Origin of the sequence: Rhizobium sp. NXC24, from assembly GCF_002944315.1 — a bacterium.
In the GTDB taxonomy this organism is placed as follows: domain Bacteria; phylum Pseudomonadota; class Alphaproteobacteria; order Rhizobiales; family Rhizobiaceae; genus Rhizobium.
This window is the reverse complement of record NZ_CP024314.1, coordinates 1,540,115-1,555,974: the sequence shown is the minus strand read 5'-3', so window position 1 is coordinate 1,555,974 and position 15,860 is coordinate 1,540,115. Positions and strand designations below refer to the sequence as shown.

Below are 15,860 nucleotides of genomic sequence, written 5' to 3'. Positions count from 1 at the left end.
GAGCGCAAGCCGGATCGTTTATGAGCGGGAACTTACACCCTTTTAAGATGCAGTCAATAAAAGATGATGGAAATAATCAACTTTAGAATTAAACTAAGAATCTATCTAAAACAGTGCGTTAGAATCTGGCTAACAAAAGTATAACAACTATTGATAGTATAAGAGGTTGTGCGAAAATGAGCCATGCGATGCTGTCGCAAAGCCCATATGGCATGCAACACGCGGCGGGGTCTCATGTGCTCGTCATTCTGCTTGTCAGATAGTTTTTCGGCAATTTGTCGTTCCGATCATCCTTTGCGCCGACCGCCGCTGAATGGGGAGGACGACGCGCAAATCCGGCGTTTGTATTCAACGAAAGCTGACGGGAAGGTGATTGTCTTTGTTGCTGCTATGCGCCTATGTTGCCGCATCGATTGCCCCCGGAGGAGTTGCACCATGGAATATCGTCGTCTTGGAAAGTCGGGTCTGCAGGTCAGCGAATTCTCGTTCGGATCGTGGGTTACCTTCGGCCGGCAGGTCGAAGGCAGCGATGCCGTAAGTCTGATGGCGCGTGCTTATGACAGCGGCATCAATTTCTTTGACAATGCCGAGGGCTATGAGAGCGGAAAGTCCGAAGTTGTCATGGGTGAAGCCCTGAAATCGCTGGGCTGGAGCAGAGATAGCTTCATCGTTTCGAGCAAGGTGTTTTGGGGTGGCCAGAAGCCGACTCAACGGGGCCTGTCGCGCAAGCATGTTACGGACGCCGCTCACGCTGCGCTGAAGCGCCTGCAGGTGGATTATCTCGATCTCTATTTTTGCCACCGGCCCGACATCGATACCCCGATCGAGGAAACGGTTCGCGCCATGCACGATCTCGTTACCCAGGGCAAAATCCTCTATTGGGGTACGTCGGAATGGTCAGCCCAGCAATTGACCGAAGCCTATGCTGTGGCCCGCGATCTGCGCATCACGCCGCCGACGATGGAACAGCCGCAATACAATATTTTCGAACGCCAGAAGGTCGAGGGTGACTACCTGCCGCTTTATGACCTGATGGGCTTGGGTACCACGATCTGGTCGCCGCTCGCATCGGGCGTTCTGACCGGCAAGTACAATAAGGGGGTGCCGAACGACAGCCGCATGAACCTGCCGGGTTATGAATGGCTGAAGGAGAGATGGGCGAGCGACGCCGGCCGCGCTCGGCTTGCCCAGGTGGTGGAACTGGCTGATCTCGCGGAAGAGATCGGCATTTCGATCACCCATATGGCTCTGCTCTGGTGCCTTTCGAACCCCCATGTGTCCACGGTGATCCTCGGCGCCTCGCGCATGAGCCAACTGGAGGACAACCTGGCAGCGCTGGCACACAGAGATAAGCTGACACCCGAGGTGTTGGCTCGTATCGACGCCATCGCCGGAAACAAGCCGGCGGCTCCGCAGCGGTTCTGAGCCAGGAGCAGCCTGCGAGGTTTATGACCGGAATACCATCATGACCCCTTCGAGATTTTGATGAATTAAATCAAAACGACGCGTTCACGCCATATTCAGGCAAATATTATCATGTTTGAAAGCGTTCCTTAACTGAGTCGAAGACTTGAATCGTATGGCGTGCGGCGTCGGAGGTGGTCATGATGAAAAAGACAGTTCTTTCGGTTTTCTTTACTGCAGTGTTTGCAAGCAGCACATTGATTGGTGGTTTTGCCCAAGCGCAGCAATATGACTGGCGGGACGGCCCGCCTCCGGAACGGCGTCATCATCATCACCATGATGGAAATGTAATCGCTGGCGGCGTTGCAGCCGGGCTTATCGGCGGCATAATCGGCGGCGCAATCGCCAATGGTGGTGGAGTATATGAGCCTGCACCGCCGCCGCCGAGATGCTGGCATGAGAGCCGTCCTGTTCAGAACGAATATGACGACGGATATCATTACGAGCGCGTGCGCGTCTGCGATTAAGAGCCTTCCTTTCGCTCTAAGGGCAGATCGGCTCTCGGTCCCAAGGCCTGCTATGGCCGGTAAAATATCGGATGCCATCATAAGCATCAATTCAGAGCACCCCGCTTTCTGGTGGACCACCGAAAGCGGGGTGCTCTAGTTTGAAAAACGGTCTGTGCTCATTCAAACGATGACGCCTTAGGCGGTGTGAGAGCCATTGGCGACGATGACGGGGGTCAACAGGTCGCCCCAGTTGCCGTTGCCGCTGTGATGGCGAGCGGAACGTACCAGTTCGACGGAGACTCCAGCCTCGACCGCATCCATAACGACCTGGTTGAGGCGATGCAGCTCATTAGCCAGCATGCGGATAACAGCCTGTTGGTCGGCATTCATGCTCGAAGACTGTTCTTCGGTTCTTTCGCTGATGCGTGCGATGGATGGCATTGTCGTTCTCCTCCGATTGATGGTTATTTATTCTGCAGCCGGCTTGAATTGCGCGTGCTCGGTCGATTCATGCATGGCGGTGGTCGAAGACTGGCCGCCGGTGATTGCCAGTGAGACGGCGTCGAAATAGCCGGTGCCGACCTCGCGCTGATGCTTGGTGGCGGTGTAGCCATTGGCTTCGGCCGCGAACTCCGCTTCCTGCAGTTCCGAATAGGCCGCCATCTGGCGAGCCTTGTAGCCGCGGGCAAGCTCGAACATGCCGTAGTTCAGTTGATGGAAGCCCGCGAGCGTGATGAACTGGAACTTGTAGCCCATCGCTCCGAGTTCGCGCTGGAACTTGGCGATTGTCGCGTCATCGAGGTTTTTGCTCCAGTTGAAGGACGGCGAGCAATTGTAAGCGAGCAGTTTGCCCGGATGAACCCGGTGCACGCCTTCGGCAAATTTTCGCGCCTGCTCCAGATCCGGCTTCGATGTCTCGCACCAGATCAGGTCGCAATGCGGTGCATAGGCGACGGCGCGGGCGATACAGGGCTCGATGCCATTCCTGACCCGATAGAAACCCTCCACAGTGCGGCCGGCTTCGTAATCGACGAAAGGACGATCGCGTTCATCGATATCGGATGTCAGAAGCTTGGCTGCTTCGGCATCGGTGCGGGCGATGACCAGTGTCGAAACACCCATGACATCGGCCGCTAGACGAGCGGCATCGAGATTGCGGATATGGGCCGCAGTCGGGATCAAAACCTTGCCGCCGAGATGACCGCACTTCTTTTCCGAAGCGAGTTGGTCTTCGAAATGCACGCCGGCAGCGCCAGCCTCGATATAGGCCTTCATGATCTCGAAAGCGTTGAGCGGCCCGCCGAAACCAGCCTCCGCATCGGCGACGATCGGCGCGAACCAGGTTTCGACCGAAAGGCCCTTGCCTTCGGCAATCTCGATCTGATCGGCGCGTTGCAGCGTGCGGTTGATCCGCTTTGCGAGCTCCGGCCCGGCATTGGCCGGATAGAGCGATTGGTCGGGATACATGGCGGACGCCGTATTGGCATCGGCCGCAACCTGCCAGCCGGAAAGATAAATTGCCTTCAGACCGGCGCGAACCATCTGCATCGCCTGGTTTCCTGACAGCGCGCCGAGCGCATTGACGAAATCCTCTTCGTGGATGAGCTGCCAAAGACGGTTCGCTCCCATCTCGGCTAGGCTATGGCGAATAGAGATCGATCCACGCAGCCGCCTGACATCGTCAGCCGTATAGGGCCGCTCTATGCCGTCGAAGCGGCCAGCAGGCGCCGCCGAAATGAGTTTGTAAAAATCAGTCATAGCAGTTTTCCTTCTCCCAACCCTTTGCGTTTCGTGATGTGACTAAATTTACATTGCAGTGCGGCGTGAAGCCAATGAAAACGGCCGAATCCCGAATTGAAAAGAGTTAGGATGTCTTGCGCTTGACAGAGTGGTGCAGTAAATTTGTCAAATCTGTAAATCTTTGCGGCCGGACAATTTGTAAAAGGAATGACAGATGGCTGAGCGCAAGATCTTTGCCGGCCCCCGGATGCGGCGCATTCGCAATGGCCTCGGTTTGACGCAGACGGCCATGGCGCAGGCGCTGGAGATTTCCCCTTCTTATCTCAATCTCATCGAGCGCAATCAGCGGCCGCTGACCGTACAGCTTCTCTTGAAGCTCTCTTCGGTTTACCGGGTCGATCTCGACGCGCTCCGGGGCGAGGCCGGGGGCGGCGCCGGACAGTTGCGTGAGGTCTTTGCAGATCCGCTATTGGCGGGAGAAATCCCGGGAGAACAGGAACTGATCGAAGTTGCCGAAGCGGCGCCGAATGCTGCGAATGGCATGATCAGGCTTTACCGCGCCTATCGTGAGCAGGCGGCGCGGCTATCCGACCTGGCCGAGCTTCTCGCGCGTGAGGGCCGTGTTCCGGCGCTTGCCGGCCCGCGCCTGCCGCTCGATGAAGTGCATGACAGGCTGGAGCATCGCGCGAATTTCTTCGCCGGCATCGAGGATGCCGCTGAGGCCTTTCATGCGAAGCTGGCGCCGGGAGACGACCTGGCGGCGGCGCTGAAGACATGGCTTCGCAGCGAGCATGGCATTGCCGTGCGCACGCTGCCCGTCCACGCCATGCCGAACCTGCGCCGGCGCTATGACCGCCACTCGATGCGGCTCTTTCTGTCGGAGCGTCTGTCCCCTTTCGATCAGTTGCAGGAGGTTGCGACCGAAGTCTCGCTGCCGGCGTTGCGCGAGGAAATCCATGCCGAACTCGAGGCGCTATCGCTATCGACGCCGGAAGCAAACCGCATTGCCCGCTTCGAATTGGGGCGCTACGCCGCGCATGCGCTGATGATGCCCTACGGTGCCTTCCACAACGCGGCGCAGCGTTTGCATTACGATATTGACGCGCTGCGCGCCCGTTTCGGCACATCCTATGAGCAGGTGGCCAGCCGCCTGACGACCTTGCAGCGGCCGGGTGTGGCCGGCATTCCCTTTTTTCTGATGGAGATCGACGGGGCAGGGCATCGCCTGCGCAAGGTGGGGGCTCAAGGCTTTCCGCAGGCGCGCTTCGGCGGCGGCTGTCCCAAGCTCAATGTCCATGCTGCCTTTGCGCAGCCTGGGCAGATTCTGGTCGAAGCGGTCGAAATGCCAGACGGTACCGGCTTTCTGACGATATCGCGCACGATCGAGGGTCCGCAGGCCAATTTCGGCGAAAGGGTCCGCCGCACCGCGCTTCTCGTTGGCTGCGATCTCGGATTTCGGGAGGAAATTGTCTATGGCAAGGCTCTTGCCGCGGCTCCGATCGCAATCGGCACTGCCTGCCGTCTCTGCGAGCGTCAGGGTTGTCTTGCAAGGGCCGAGCCGCCGGTGACGCGGCCTCTCGGGCTCGACGAAATGGCGGCCGGGCTCAGTGTCTTCGACTTCCAGTGATGCCACTAATTGGTCCTCTTGTATCGGACAGCCGTTCAGGCCGCTGGCGGGAACCAGCCAGGATTGCCGTGACGGCTCTCTTCTGCTGGTTCCAGCTATTCGCGGCAGAGATTGGCACTTCCGATCCTCTGGAACAAGCTTGGCTCATGGCCTGGTGTTTGTGTCTTGGTTTCGGAACGCCGCCTCGCCGGCGTCCGAGACCTCGACCCACTTCTTGTCGGGAGCCGCGTCCGCGACATAGCTGTCGTGCCAGTTCCACCATTTATAGGTCGGCGTCTGGGGATAGCCCTCGGGCGAATCCTCCCAAACCTCCTGCCGACCGAGAGGCGTGATATCGAGGTAGTTCCAGGTGCCGCCCATCTGCTCATCGCCGCGATTGTTGATGAAATAGGTGCGGAACACGCGGTTGCCGTCGCGGTAGAATACGTTCGTGCCGTGCCACTCGTCGACGCCGAAGTCCGTGTCGAAATTGTCGGTGATGGTGAACCAGGGAATCTCCTCCCAGCCCATCCGCGCCTTCAGCCGCGAGATATCCGCCTGAGGCGCACGCGAGACGAAGACGAGGGTGGTGTCGCGGGCATTCAGGTGGGCAACATGGGCGACCTGGTCGGCCACCATGGAACAGCCCCGGCAGGCATGGTCGGGCCAGCCGAATACGCCCGGCTCAAAGAAGGCGCGATAGACGATCAGTTGCCGCCGACCTTCGAAGAGATCGAGCAGGCTTACCTTGCCCGAAGGCCCCTCGAATGCGTAGTCCGTCTTCGCTTCCATCCACGGCATTCGCCGGCGCTCGGCGGCCAGGGTGTCACGGGCGCGGGTCTGCTCCTTTTCCTTCACGAGCAATTTTTGGCGGGCCGCCTCCCATTCCTGCAACGACACGACCGGTGGTGCATGAATCGCAGGCCGCCCACCATTCCGACCATTCTCGGCTGATGTAGTCATGGCTTTGAATCTCCTGGCTTGGGCGAATTGCCGCGCTCGTGGTTGAGGCACGATTTCATTCGCTGGTTAACGCTCGTTGTTCGTCGTGAGATAGTCTGGCACCGGAGAGCGACCAGTGGGAGTAACAAGTGTGGCGGTATTTCAAACGGCGCCCGCTGATTGCAGCCGGCATGCGAGAGGCGCCGCGTCCTGCGCTATCCACGGTCTTGACCAGGATCAAGGCGGAGCGCCAAGATCGGCCTAGAATGGCGCTGATCGAACAACTTCAAACATGAGGTATGACCATGCGAGCCAAAACCGTTTTGAGCATCATAGGCATCAATCAAGACAACGGGGATCTGCGTTCGGCGATCGAGCTGTGCCGTGCGGCGGGGGCGCATCTTTCCGTGCTGGTGACAGCGCTTGCGATAGCGCCTGTCGGCGGATACGGCGAAGTCTCTTCCTCCGCATGGGCCGAAGAGCGCGAGCGTGAGGTGCAGAGCCTCAGCCAGCAGGTGGCAACCGCAAAAACTCTGCTGCAATCGAGCAATATTTCGTTTGATGTGGACAGTCTGCTAACGGAGTACGGATGGGTCGACAATGAAATTGGCGAACGCGCTCGCTACGCCGACCTGACGCTCGTCGGCGGCGGTCTCCTGGCCCAAAATGATATGCGGTGGCGCGTATTGGATGGTGCGCTGTTTCATTCGTCGGCGCCGATTCTCATTACACCGAGAGGGCGCGTTGCCACGCTTCAGCCGCGCGTGGTGCTCGTTGCCTGGGATTCCCGCAACGAGGCAAGTCAGGCCGTTCGCGCTGCAATGGAGCAACTGACGGCAGCCGAAAACGTGCACGTCGTCATTGTTGACCCACGCGCATCGACCCGCGGCAACGGCGAAGAGCCGGGCGCGGATATCGCCGCCTTCCTTGCACGACACGGCGTCAATGTCTCAGTCGATATTCTGTCAGGCGGAGGCAGGACCGTCGCCGAAGTCCTGCGGCAACATGCCGTGGATATCAGCGCCGAACTGATCGTCATGGGTGCTTATGGACATTCGCGCATGCGGGAGCGGATTTTCGGAGGCACCACGCGCTCGATGCTGGAGGCTGCGCCCGTCCCGTTGATGATGACGCGATGATACCCTTCGGAGGCGGCGTGCCGCCCCTCTTGCTTGAGCGTCATCATCAACCGCGAGAGCATATTTAGTTCGCTGCCCTCCGGAGTTCATCGATGATCCGGATGAATTGTGCGTTCCTCTGAGCCTACGGTTAGGCAACGGCTTCAAAGTGGATATACTGAGCGCGGACCGATTTTGGAAACAAGCACATGCTCTGGGATTCGAACCGAATTTGTCGGCGGAAGCGGCAGAGATCTCTTCTGAGGTGAAATATGTATAAGACGATCGTCTGCGCCGTAGGCCTTGGATCACGGGAGAGAGCGGAGCATCTGGTGCGCACGGCTCAATCGCTTCTCGAGACCGATGGCAGCTTGCATGTCGTTCATGTCGTGGAACGTTTTCCTTCCATCACCAGTCAAGAACCGGACGGCTGGGCCGTCTCGGTTATCGACGAGGCTGAGAAGAAGCTGTCACAGCTCTGCAAGCAACTGTCGGTTCCCGCACTTATCCATGTTCGCCCCGGTCGTGCCGGCGATACGATCTTGGCGATTGCGGCCGAAGTCAAAGCGGATTTGATCGTCGTCGCGGGCCATAGGCCCGATGTCCTCGATCGCGTCTTCGGATCTACCGTCGACCAGATCACGCACCATGCGAAATGTTGCGTGCACGTCGATCGGATTGAAGCGAAACAATGAAGATTGAAGGCATGGGATGCGAATTCTTGGTCGAGCTAAAATCTGGCCTTGGAAAAATTCGATGTAAGGATCATAGTGCCGATGCTGGATGATGGTTACCGCCTGACAAGAATGGCGGCGGCTTCAATTGCACGCTCCACACCAGTACCGTTCCGCGCCACGATGCCGGGCATGCGGATCGGCACTACGATTACCAGCCTATCGTTCTTGATTTAGGAAACGCCTACGAAAGACTGCCCATTAGAAGGCATGCTGCATCGTTTTATGCGGATTGGAAGAGCCTTCGATGAGGACGCAGGTCAAAACGAATCCACGGGAGGAAAAACGATGCTGACAACAGATCGGGAATGCCGAAGAGGTGGAGAGCGATTTGCAATGCCGACGCTCGGTGAAATCGAGGGGAAACTCATCGTTTCGGAAATCGTCGCCGCAAATTGCTTGCGTCAACTTCTCGCCGGACCAGAAACTGAACCGTTGTCCTCGATAAGGCGGGGAATCAAGCAAGCGCTTCAAAATCGATGCAAGAAATCAGGGCTTTGCGGCGAAGACACTGATGCGGCCTTGGAGTACGCTTTTCAGCTCCTCGATGCAGCCGTGGAGGCCGTGGGCAATCAGCCCAAACTGGATTCCAATGCGCGTGAGACAGCCCCTCAGTTGAGCCGCGTGGCGCCGCCTCCGCAATAGCCGACACGAAAACAACAGCAGCATATCTATGTGATTTGGATAGGCGTCACCGCCAACCTACCGTCCCCTTCAGGGATTGCTTCGGTTTGGCAGGTTTAGTCAGTCTTGGCATGGTGACGCCAAACATGAGCATTGCCCTATAAGTCGTAAGCTTCGTCAGGATATTCGTTAAACGTCCTGCAATACATCTTGGATAAAACACTTCCAAATTATGGGGGAGATTTGGGATGTTTACTAACAGTAGAATGAAGTTATTGCTGAAGATAGTAACGCCCGCTTTGATTGTTGCCGTTTGTGCAGCCATGCCAATGAACATGGCGGCCGCGCAATCAATCTCGGCTGAGCGGGGTGATCAAAACGTTATGAAGCCGGCCGATTCAAAAAAGAAAACAATCAAGAGCAAAAACGTTTCGGCAAAAACCGCAAAGCCGATTTATCTCGGCGGGGCGCCGTACATTTGTACACCAAGCGGATTCGGACATACGTCGAGATGCTTCCTGAGGTGAATGGCTTCCTCACACGCCTCAGCATCAAGTTCGCTCTGCGATAAAGTCAGAGAAGCCCTCCGCTCCGCTCCTGAAGGAGCACAAATGCAGACGGCCTCGCCAAACAGGATCAATGTCCTGCAAGAATGCTCGGTCTATTTGTTTTGCGACAATTTGATCCGCATGCGGTTGAATCCCGCCGTCGCGTAATCTCCGGGCCGCACCTTTTGGTATTCATCGTCGACATTGGCCGGAGTTTTGAATGCGTACCAATCTCCATCCGGTTCGCGCTTCTGGAATATGGTATTGCCTTTCTTGCGATGACTGAAACATGTCAACGCCAAGGCTTTCCCTGTCTTGGCGTACCAAGTGGCCCTGAAGCATAGTTTGCCGGCGTCCGTCGCAAACCAACGGCCAATCCCATAGGACCCCGTTCCCTCCCCAGACCAAGCCTTGAATTCGCGCGCTTTCGCCGCAAAATAGCCTGCGCCGTCTTTCCAGATCCAGGTACGATTGTAATAAAGTTGAAACACGTTCTCAGCAGTCAGCGGCACTGACATGGCTGGAGGTTTTTTCATCTTATCTTGCGCGGTATTGGCGGCAAAGGCACCGGTGCTGGTCACGGCAAAAACGCCCAATAGTAACAGCGTTCGGAATACAGTCATTGGTTTCCTCCTGTCTGTTGATTGTCTGTCGGCGAATGAACTACGGCAGAGCGGCTTTGTAAAAATGGAGATTCCGGCCGTCTGTTCGTCGATTTGAGCAGCTTGCGGTTGATCTTGCAAGCTGCCGAATCCTTCGCGGCGGCGGATATCGCGGCCACGCCGCATCCAAGCATGGATGGGAAGGGAGAGCAGTTCTCCAAACGAGGGCCGCGTTGCGGATGGCTATCTCTCGGCCGATCGCGATGATCTGCATGCCGAGATCTTCAGAGAAAGCGAGGTTCTTGAATTGAGCTTGGGGTTTGCGACGGAAGGCGATGGCCGCAGGTCAACGATCTGGCTATTCTGATGTGGTTGATGATTCTGAAGAAGACGAAACGGCATTGGCGCGAAAATTTCGCGCTCAAAAGGGCATTTTAGTTTCCCCGTCAGATTGAATAGATATATGCGTCATCCATCATTAACGATTTGGTTTTAAATCATTTGCTGATAGACACTTAGAGTGGTACAAATGGCCTCCCGAAAGTTGTGAGGAAATATTGCCTGACTCACCTCAGAAAGGGCATTCGTCGCAGGCTCCCGTCGAAGGACAAAAAGACGGGCAGGCGGGCACGCACCCTACATTCCAAGTCGAGCGCCGGCGTTGGCCTCGGGCGTCGGATACTATTCAAGAAACAAATCCGCCTTTGCCGCCGGCCCTGGAACCTCTGCGGTTCTCCACGCACGATTTGCCCCAGGGCGATCAATTCGCGGCCTGGCAGACGTATTTGGCGTCTCTGATCGATATCAGGCTACCGGAAGGTGTGTCGGAGGAAGCTGGCTTTCCTGCCGATCACACAGCCTGGAATCTTGGCGGCATGCTGGTCGTCCAGCAATCGGTACCGGCACATTCCTATTCGCGTTCGGTGACAAAGCTGCGATCGAATTCAATCGACCATTGGCATATCGTCTTGTTGCGCGCCGGCCAAAGCTGGACAGAGGTTGATGGAAACGTGTCGAAGGGCGCGCCCGGACGAGTGGAGCTGCGATCGTTGGGCCATCCGTTCCGGGGAAGGGCTACTGACGCGCAAAGTCTCTCCGTCTACCTGCCGCGGGAATTGTTTCTGGACATGCCCGCGTTCAACGAGATCAAGAGCAATACGATATTCTCCGACACCTACGCGAAGCTGCTGATCGATTATCTCGACAGCGTCGAGGCGAAGCTATCCAGCATGACTGCGGCGGACCTGCCCCGCGTCGTCCAAACAATGCACGATATGCTGGTGACATGCATTTCGTCATCGGCGGACCATTCCGGGCCCGAGAAGCAGCAGAGTAATTTGGCTCTGATGGAGCGCGTACGCCGTTTCGTTCAGCGCAATCTGAGTTCGCAAGATCTCACGCCGGATGCGCTATGCCGGGAGCTTGGCATTTCGCGCACCCGACTCTACCAATTGTTCGAGTCGAGTGGCGGCGTGCTCCATTATATACAAAAGCGTCGCCTTTTTGCGGCGCATGTCGCGCTCAGCAACACCGTCAATCGGCAGCAGATCGTGGAGATCGCCACAGAAACCGGGTTTACCTCTGCGGCCCACTTCAGCCGGGCGTTCAGCAAGGAATTTGGTTACACGCCGCGCGAGGCCCGAAATGTCGCCGCTCCGCCCTTTCTTGCACGCGCGGTTTCACCCGCGGACACGAAGGATGGCGCAAACCCATTCGGCGACTGGCTGAATTCCCTCGGACATTAATAGAAGCGCAGTTACGGCCGGCATCTGGCTGGGGTTACGCCCCAATGCCGCGACGGCGGCTTAACCGAGCCCATCCATCTTCGATCTGACCAGACCTTCCCCCAAACAGGTCACCGCGATCCGGTGTCTGTCCCAAAAATTACGGCCGGTTGTATGAGCGTTTGTAAATATGGACGCTGCGGCAAATTTCAGGATGCGCAGCTAACGACAGTTAATGACTCCTTAAGTATAAAAACAGCAACAACAACGCCGCTGTACAACACTTTGATCTAACTTGAAAGCACATTTCCTGTGCTTTTACTTAGGCAAAGAATAGGCAAATTGTGGGGTCAGGAAGATGAAAGTAATGCGTCCAACAACTGATCGCTCCGACATTAATACCATTCTCGGTGACATACGTGTTCTCCATTCAAAACAGCAACCTCGGCACATTCTTGTAGCCGGTGGTGCGGGCTTTCTTGGGTCGCATCTTTGTGAGCGTCTCCTTAAATTGGGGCACAGCATCATTTGCGTTGATAATTTTTCAACCGGACTTGAGCGCAATATCCGCCATCTCCGCAACTTCGACCGCTTCAGCGTCATCAGGCATGACGTCATCGATCCGATCGACATCGAGGTCGATGAAATCTACAACCTTGCCTGCCCGGCATCGCCGCCTCACTACCAGGCCGATCCGATCCACACGATGAAGACGTCTGTCTTCGGTGCACTCAACTTGCTGGAATTGGCCGGACGTACCGGCGCCCGCATTTTCCAGGCATCCACCTCCGAAGTCTATGGCGACCCGCTCGTGCACCCGCAGGTCGAGAATTATTGGGGCAATGTGAACCCGTTTGGCCCTCGGTCCTGCTACGACGAGGGTAAGCGCAGCGCCGAGACGTTGTTCTTCGATTTTCATCAAAGATACGATGTGGAAATCAAGATTGCGCGGATCTTTAATACTTACGGCCCCCACATGCGCCCCGACGACGGCCGTGTCGTTTCGAACTTCATCGTGCAGGCGCTGAAGGGCCAGGACATCACCATCTATGGCGATGGCTCGCAGACGCGGTCATTTTGTTTCGTCGATGATCTCATCGAGGGCTTTCAGCAATTGATGGCGACCGACCCGTCATTCACCGGGCCTGTCAACCTCGGAAATCCGGGTGAATTCACCATTCTGGAACTCGCCGAACAGGTGATCAGGCTCACCGGCTCCCGGTCGAAGATGATTTGCAAGCCATTGCCCAAAGACGACCCGCGCCAGCGTCGTCCCGACATAAGCTTTGCCCAGCAGAAGCTGGGTTGGCAGCCGCTGGTGCCCCTATCAACCGGCTTGGAAAAGACGATCTGCTATTTCGACCGTCTCCTGACCGAAGAAGCACATGAATGGGTGGGGACTGCGTGATGGCACAGCGAAAAGTTCTGGTAGCCGGCGGCGCCGGATATATCGGCAGCCACACGGCCAAGCTGCTCCGTTCCAAAGATATCGAGCCGATCGTCTTCGACAATCTGGTTACGGGGCATCGTTCCTCCGTCCGTTGGGGACCGTTCGTGCATGGCGATATCCTTGATACCAGCAGCCTGACACGGACCCTCCTGCAATACAAACCGGATGCGGTCGTGCATTTTGCCGCATCCGCCTATGTCGGAGAGTCCGTTGAAGACCCCGCGAAATACTATCGGAACAATGTCGGCGGGTCGCTATCCCTTCTGGACGCCTGCCGTCATGCCGGAATCGACAAGGTCATTTTCTCGTCGAGCTGCGCAACCTATGGCGTTCCGGAGTCGCTCCCTATAACAGAGACGACGCCGCAACTGCCGATCAATCCATATGGCCGGACGAAACTCATTGCTGAGCAGATTCTGAGTGATTACGCGGCAGCTTATAATCTGAAATATGTCGCGCTGCGATACTTCAATGCCTGCGGCGCCGATCTGGACGGAGAACTCGGCGAATGGCATGAGCCGGAGACGCATCTCATTCCGAGAGCATTGCTCGCGGCCGGCGGAGCAATCCCGCATCTTGCCGTCTTCGGCGACGACTATGACACCGAGGATGGAACCTGCGTTCGTGACTACATTCATGTGACGGATTTGGCGCGTGCCCATGTGCTGGCACTCGAGCACCTCGTCAACGGCGGCGGCAACCTTTCGGTCAATCTCGGAACCGGCTGCGGCTCGTCCATCAACGAGATTGTGAGAGCCATCGGCCGCATCACCAAACGTGAAGTCCCGGTCGAGATGCATGCAAGACGCGCTGGCGATCCGCCGGCTCTCTATACCGACCCGACCTTCGCGCGCGAGGCGCTTGGCTTCTCGCCCGAATATTCCGACATCGACACCATCATCAAGACCGCCGCTCCCTTCTTTGGCCTGGAGTTGCGGACATGAGGAACACGACCGACACGAAGGCTAAAGAAACGGCCGAACCGCTGCAAATCCGGGTTCTTCAAGGTCGCGATCGGCTGGAATATCTGGCCGGTGCTGCAATCTGGGTAGGCTTGCTCATCTATTTCTGGGCCTGGTGGCTGAAGCCGGAGCATTATATCGGCTTTTGGCGCTTCACTATGGTGACTGCCATACTGGCCTGGGTGACCCTTCTGCCGGCCTATTTCATTGCAATATTCTATCGCGCGCAGAAACCGAACGGACCGTTGCGGCTTCCCATCGGCAGCCGCGTCGCCATGGTCGTGACCAAAGCTCCGTCCGAGCCTTTCTCTGTCGTGGCGACGACCTTGCAGGCGATGCTCGACCAATCCTTTGCGCATGATACATGGCTCGCCGACGAAGATCCGACTCCGGAGACACTGAACTGGTGCCGGCAGCATGGCGTCCTCGTTTCAACACGAAAGAACAGGCCCGACTATCACCGGACCAGTTGGCCGCGGCGCACGCGATGCAAGGAGGGCAATCTCGCCTTCTTCTATGATCACTTCGGCTACGATCGCTATGATTTCGTCGTGCAGCTCGACGCCGATCATGTTCCGGAACCTGGTTATCTCGTCGAGATGCTGCGTCCGTTTGCCAATCAGGAGGTCGGTTACGTCTCGGCGCCCAGTATTTGCGATCGCAACGCATCGGAAAGCTGGGCTGCACGCGGGCGGCTTTATGCAGAGGCGAGCATGCATGGCTCCCTCCAGGCCGGCTATAATGACGGGCTCGCTCCGCTTTGCATCGGATCGCACTATGCCGTGCGCACCGTCGCCCTCAAGGAAATTGGAGGGCTGGGGCCGGAACTTGCGGAAGATCATTCGACGACGCTGATGATGAACGCTTATGGCTGGCGTGGTGTGCATGCGCTTGATGCGATTGCGCATGGCGACGGCCCCCGCACGTTTGCCGATCTCGTCACCCAGGAATTCCAGTGGTCACGCAGCCTTGTCATGTTGTTGCTGCGGTATTCGCCGACCTATGTTGCGCGCTTGCCGCTGAGATTGAAATGCCAGTTTCTGTTTTCGCAGTTGTGGTATCCGCTCTTTGCACTGTTCATGTGCCTGATGTTCGTCATGCCAATTCTGGCGCTTGCCTTCCATCAGAACTTTGTTGCAGTCACCTATCCCGAATTTTTCGCCCACTGCGCGCCGCTCTCCATCACGTTGATGCTGCTGGCCTATCGGTGGCGAGCCAGCGGCTCATTCCGGCCGTTCGATGCCAAGATCTTGAGCTGGGAGGGGGTATTTTTCCTCTTCGCCCGTTGGCCCTGGGCGGTGGCTGGTACGATCGCTGCCGTTCGGGACTGGATGACCGACTCCTATGTCGACTTCCGTATCACGCCCAAAGGCGCATCTGAGGTGGATCCGCTGCCCTGGCGCGTTCTATTGCCCTACGCTTTTCTGTCGCTTGCTTCCGTGCTGCCGGTTCTGCTTGTCGACCGGGCTGGTGAAACGCGGGGTTTCTACATCTTCGCGATTATCAACTCCGTGCTCTACACCCTTTTGCTGCTGATCATCGTCATCCAGCACGCTCGGGAGAATGTCGTCAGAATTCGCGCAAGAACGTATCGGCCGGCAATGGCTATGAGCCTTCTTTGCCTCATCGCAGCTCCCGGATTCGCCACCATTGAGCGCGGAACGGAAGGACTGGCATCTCTGACGTGGGGTACCGGCCGCCTGAGGCTCTATGAAACGCGATATGCGGTAGCCGGCGCCGGCTTTGGAAGGCAGGACCTCCAAAAGCTGACATTCAACCCACATTGGTTAGCCGACACGTCGAATGAAGAGCTTCCGCAAGAAGAAGCATCAAATCCGAGATCTTGAAGATCACGGAAGAATAGCAGGCAGAGTTGCTGATGTTGACAGGAGGAAAA

General features: G+C 57.0%; 15 protein-coding genes. 11 read left to right on the top strand and 4 right to left on the bottom strand.

Annotation, left to right across the window (positions count from 1 at the left end; translation table 11 throughout):
- The first annotated feature begins 435 nt into the window (after positions 1-435).
- Together NXC24_RS31385 and NXC24_RS31380 are read left to right on the top strand one after the other, a co-directional pair.
- Positions 436-1,425, top strand: a complete 990-nt coding sequence (locus NXC24_RS31385; RefSeq protein WP_104827205.1) for an aldo/keto reductase — start codon at positions 436-438, stop codon at positions 1,423-1,425.
- Positions 1,426-1,604: 179 nt separating this feature from the next.
- Positions 1,605-1,931: a hypothetical protein gene (locus tag NXC24_RS31380; RefSeq protein ID WP_104827204.1), complete on the top strand. Its 327-nt coding sequence runs from the start codon at positions 1,605-1,607 to the stop codon at positions 1,929-1,931.
- Between the two features lie 177 nt (positions 1,932-2,108).
- Here NXC24_RS31380 and NXC24_RS31375 read toward each other — a convergent pair whose 3' ends face one another.
- Positions 2,109-2,354 carry a hypothetical protein gene (locus NXC24_RS31375; protein WP_104827203.1) on the bottom strand — a complete coding sequence of 82 codons (246 nt, stop codon included), beginning with the start codon at positions 2,352-2,354 and terminating at the stop codon, positions 2,109-2,111.
- Positions 2,355-2,381: 27 nt separating this feature from the next.
- Positions 2,382-3,671: an isocitrate lyase gene (gene aceA / locus NXC24_RS31370; protein ID WP_104827202.1), complete on the bottom strand. Its 1,290-nt coding sequence runs from the start codon at positions 3,669-3,671 to the stop codon at positions 2,382-2,384.
- Between the two features lie 196 nt (positions 3,672-3,867).
- Between aceA and NXC24_RS31365 the strand changes: the two genes are divergently transcribed.
- Positions 3,868-5,280: an XRE family transcriptional regulator gene (locus tag NXC24_RS31365; protein WP_104827201.1), complete on the top strand. Its 1,413-nt coding sequence runs from the start codon at positions 3,868-3,870 to the stop codon at positions 5,278-5,280.
- Positions 5,281-5,424: 144 nt separating this feature from the next.
- Here NXC24_RS31365 and NXC24_RS31360 read toward each other — a convergent pair whose 3' ends face one another.
- A complete protein-coding gene (locus NXC24_RS31360) occupies positions 5,425-6,222 on the bottom strand; it encodes a thioredoxin family protein (protein WP_104827200.1) in 798 nt (265 codons plus the stop codon).
- A gap of 284 nt (positions 6,223-6,506) precedes the next feature.
- Between NXC24_RS31360 and NXC24_RS31355 the strand changes: the two genes are divergently transcribed.
- The 4 genes from NXC24_RS31355 (at position 6,507) to NXC24_RS31340 (ending at position 9,204) form a co-directional block, all read left to right on the top strand.
- Positions 6,507-7,340, top strand: coding sequence for a universal stress protein (locus NXC24_RS31355; protein ID WP_104827199.1), 834 nt, complete (start codon positions 6,507-6,509; stop codon positions 7,338-7,340).
- Between the two features lie 251 nt (positions 7,341-7,591).
- A complete protein-coding gene (locus NXC24_RS31350; protein ID WP_104827198.1) occupies positions 7,592-8,014 on the top strand; it encodes a universal stress protein in 423 nt (140 codons plus the stop codon).
- Positions 8,015-8,341: 327 nt separating this feature from the next.
- The gene (locus tag NXC24_RS31345; protein ID WP_158704594.1) at positions 8,342-8,698 is read left to right on the top strand and encodes a hypothetical protein; all 357 of its coding nucleotides are present in this window, start codon (positions 8,342-8,344) and stop codon (positions 8,696-8,698) included.
- A 227-nt stretch (positions 8,699-8,925) separates the two neighbouring features.
- Complete coding sequence (locus NXC24_RS31340; RefSeq protein WP_104827196.1) at positions 8,926-9,204, top strand: hypothetical protein; 279 nt, start codon at positions 8,926-8,928, stop codon at positions 9,202-9,204.
- A gap of 134 nt (positions 9,205-9,338) precedes the next feature.
- On the opposite strand, the gene NXC24_RS31335 is transcribed toward NXC24_RS31340, so the two are convergent.
- The gene (locus NXC24_RS31335) at positions 9,339-9,848 is read right to left on the bottom strand and encodes a DUF995 domain-containing protein (RefSeq protein WP_104827195.1); all 510 of its coding nucleotides are present in this window, start codon (positions 9,846-9,848) and stop codon (positions 9,339-9,341) included.
- A gap of 854 nt (positions 9,849-10,702) precedes the next feature.
- Between NXC24_RS31335 and NXC24_RS31330 the strand changes: the two genes are divergently transcribed.
- The 4 genes from NXC24_RS31330 to NXC24_RS31315 all read left to right on the top strand — a co-directional run bounded on the left by NXC24_RS31330 (position 10,703) and on the right by NXC24_RS31315 (position 15,810).
- Positions 10,703-11,572 (top strand): helix-turn-helix domain-containing protein, encoded by an 870-nt coding sequence (locus NXC24_RS31330; protein WP_348632765.1) that lies wholly within the window; start codon positions 10,703-10,705, stop codon positions 11,570-11,572.
- Positions 11,573-11,918: 346 nt separating this feature from the next.
- A complete protein-coding gene (locus tag NXC24_RS31325; protein ID WP_104827193.1) occupies positions 11,919-12,959 on the top strand; it encodes a UDP-glucuronic acid decarboxylase family protein in 1,041 nt (346 codons plus the stop codon).
- Positions 12,959-13,945 carry a UDP-glucose 4-epimerase GalE gene (galE, locus tag NXC24_RS31320; protein ID WP_104827192.1) on the top strand — a complete coding sequence of 329 codons (987 nt, stop codon included), beginning with the start codon at positions 12,959-12,961 and terminating at the stop codon, positions 13,943-13,945. The genes NXC24_RS31325 and galE overlap by 1 nt, the downstream gene beginning before the upstream one ends.
- A complete protein-coding gene (locus NXC24_RS31315) occupies positions 13,942-15,810 on the top strand; it encodes a glycosyltransferase family 2 protein (protein ID WP_104827191.1) in 1,869 nt (622 codons plus the stop codon). The genes galE and NXC24_RS31315 overlap by 4 nt, the downstream gene beginning before the upstream one ends.
- Positions 15,811-15,860: the final 50 nt, after the last annotated feature.